The organism is Amphibacillus cookii (assembly GCF_016908375.1).
Classification (GTDB): domain Bacteria; phylum Bacillota; class Bacilli; order Bacillales; family Amphibacillaceae; genus Amphibacillus_C; species Amphibacillus_C cookii.
The window spans coordinates 1-2,476 of the sequence record NZ_JAFBDS010000025.1 but is presented as its reverse complement, the minus strand read 5'-3'; the positions used below and the strand labels follow the sequence as shown (position 1 = coordinate 2,476).

The 2,476-nt window shown below is 38.5% G+C and carries 1 protein-coding gene and 2 pseudogenes; all 3 read left to right on the top strand.

The features are described 5' to 3' along the window. Window positions 1-1,203, top strand: a pseudogene (locus JOE23_RS18025) (hypothetical protein); the annotation flags it as partial. Window positions 1,204-1,221: 18 nt separating this feature from the next. After that, window positions 1,222-1,659: a hypothetical protein gene (locus JOE23_RS17705; protein WP_204440823.1), complete on the top strand. Its 438-nt coding sequence runs from the start codon at window positions 1,222-1,224 to the stop codon at window positions 1,657-1,659. A 326-nt stretch (window positions 1,660-1,985) separates the two neighbouring features. Further along, window positions 1,986-2,476 (top strand): annotated as a pseudogene (locus tag JOE23_RS17700) (hypothetical protein); the annotation flags it as partial.

Sequence of the window (2,476 nt, the reverse complement as noted above, 5' to 3'; positions counted from 1 at the left end):
CAAGGGATCGAAGCCTTGCTTGCCAAGCGGGATCAAGTTCAGCTTGTTCAGGCCTACGTTTCCGATAAGATGTGGGACGACTTTATTGACACCTTAAAGGAAGCAGCACCAAGCTATAAGGCGCTTGGCGTGTCGATTTGGGAAGGGGTGCAAACACGTGAGGATCAGATGTTCGACAGTGTGGGTGGCTTTGCCAATTGGTTGACATATGGTATTCCAAAGGGGATACTTGATGCGAATAAAGCCAACTATGAAGTGATGCGTGAGAAGACCAATGCGTACACGGTGACCAACTTTCTGACCCTAGGGACAGTCGATATGGTAGTGGGTACCTTTAACCCTGAGACCCCTTTATCAGCTGAACACCTGTTGGATAGCTTTGGTGTTGTGAGTATGGTCTACGGTGGTGCCGCAGCGGTTAAGCAGGTCGGAGGTGTGGCGACAGTCAAGCCAATCACGACGCTTAATACGCCGATTAAGCCAGGTCCAACAGGGAAGCAGCTAATCGGAAGTGGTGGCAACCCACAAAGGTTGTCACTATGGCAGGAGATACAACAGAATGTTGAGCTGAGTAAACGTGCGCGTCAGTCTTCGAAATTTAAGGCATATCTGAAGAAGGAACAGGCTGTTTTGAGTGGTGGGAAGCAGGTTAGTGGAGTTAAAAATAGTTTTAGTGAAATGATGAGTCCAGAAGAGGCAGCGAAATACAATCAATGGATGGACTTGAAACAGGCAGGATTTGGTACAGAAGAACTTTATAATTTAGAAACATTTGGTTCAATTAAAACACAATTAAATTATACGACTACATCTGGATTACAGTTACAGGCAACACCCAGAAAAACTACTACAGTATTAGGCACATACATGGATGATACGAAGAATATTTTATCTGAATTAGGTGATATAAAATCAACAGATTTTGGAGCGAAAAATGGAGGATTTAATTTACTTAATACGTCTGATGATCTATACGTAAATGGAAGTCAGTTTTGGAAAGAATATAATCAACCTTGGTTAGATTCTGCAATTAAGAGAAACGATATTATTAAATTAGCCACATCTCCAACTGATGATGCATTATACAGAATGAATGATATTACTGGTGTAAAAGAATTATCAGGTTTTGGTAAGGAGTACATGTATCTTATAAAACATGATTATGTATTTGATTGGGCTACAATGAGTATGATTCCCAAGTAAAAGGAGATAAATAGAAAAATGAAATGTGAAAACATATTTTTAGAAAAATTAGATAGTGTTATACAAAAATATAAACTGAAATATATTGATGTTTCAAAGGATTCTGCATTTTTAATAGGAAACGAATTTGTTTTGATTCTGACCATACATTTTGATCATATGTATGTTGAATATGTTTATAGAGATAGTAATGATAATTTAATTAGCTATAACATTACGTCATATATTGTTAGTAAATTTGATTCAAAAGATAGAGAAAATATTGGAAATCCTCAAAATGTATCGGAAACTTTGATAGCAATTTTTACTATTTGGTCTAAAGGATTACCTAGACATTGGAGTCAATTATTAAGTGGAGATAAAGATTGGCTGAAAAGCTATAATCAATTTGAATTATCAAGCAAACCTAAGAAAGTAATTCCAGAATATGAAAGTATTTTAAAAAAGTACATTTGATAATTATTATAGATCCGGTTCAATAGTGTAAATATAAATAAGTATTTTTTATAGAAGCAATAATTGCCTACTAAATCTGCAGAATAAAAAAGGCACTCCATTCTTTGGCTGTAATCAAAGAATAGAGCCTTGAAATAGTCAGCTGTAACTAATCAAGTTACCAACAGCTAACAAAAATCTAATTATACCTACAATCAAACATTGAACTTTCTACTGTAACAGTATTAGTAAAAACTATTAAACTGTTTTTTGATGTATCATCTCTTTAAGGTTTTAGCCAACTATTTTTGAGTTTCTGAGTGTTTTCACGCCAAGGGATCGAAGCCTTGCTTGCCAAGCGGGATCAAGTTCAGCTTGTTCAGGCCTACGTTTCCGATAAGATGTGGGACGACTTTATTGACACCTTAAAGGAAGCAGCACCAAGCTATAAGGCGCTTGGCGTGTCGATTTGGGAAGGGGTGCAAACACGTGAGGATCAGATGTTCGACAGTGTGGGTGGCTTTGCCAATTGGTTGACATATGGTATTCCAAAGGGGATACTTGATGCGAATAAAGCCAACTATGAAGTGATGCGTGAGAAGACCAATGCGTACACGGTGACCAACTTTCTGACCCTAGGGACAGTCGATATGGTAGTGGGTACCTTTAACCCTGAGACCCCTTTATCAGCTGAACACCTGTTGGATAGCTTTGGTGTTGTGAGTATGGTCTACGGTGGTGCCGCAGCGGTTAAGCAGGTCGGAGGTGTGGCGACAGTCAAGCCAATCACGACGCTTAATACGCCGATTAAGCCAGGTCCAACAGGGAAGCAGCTAAT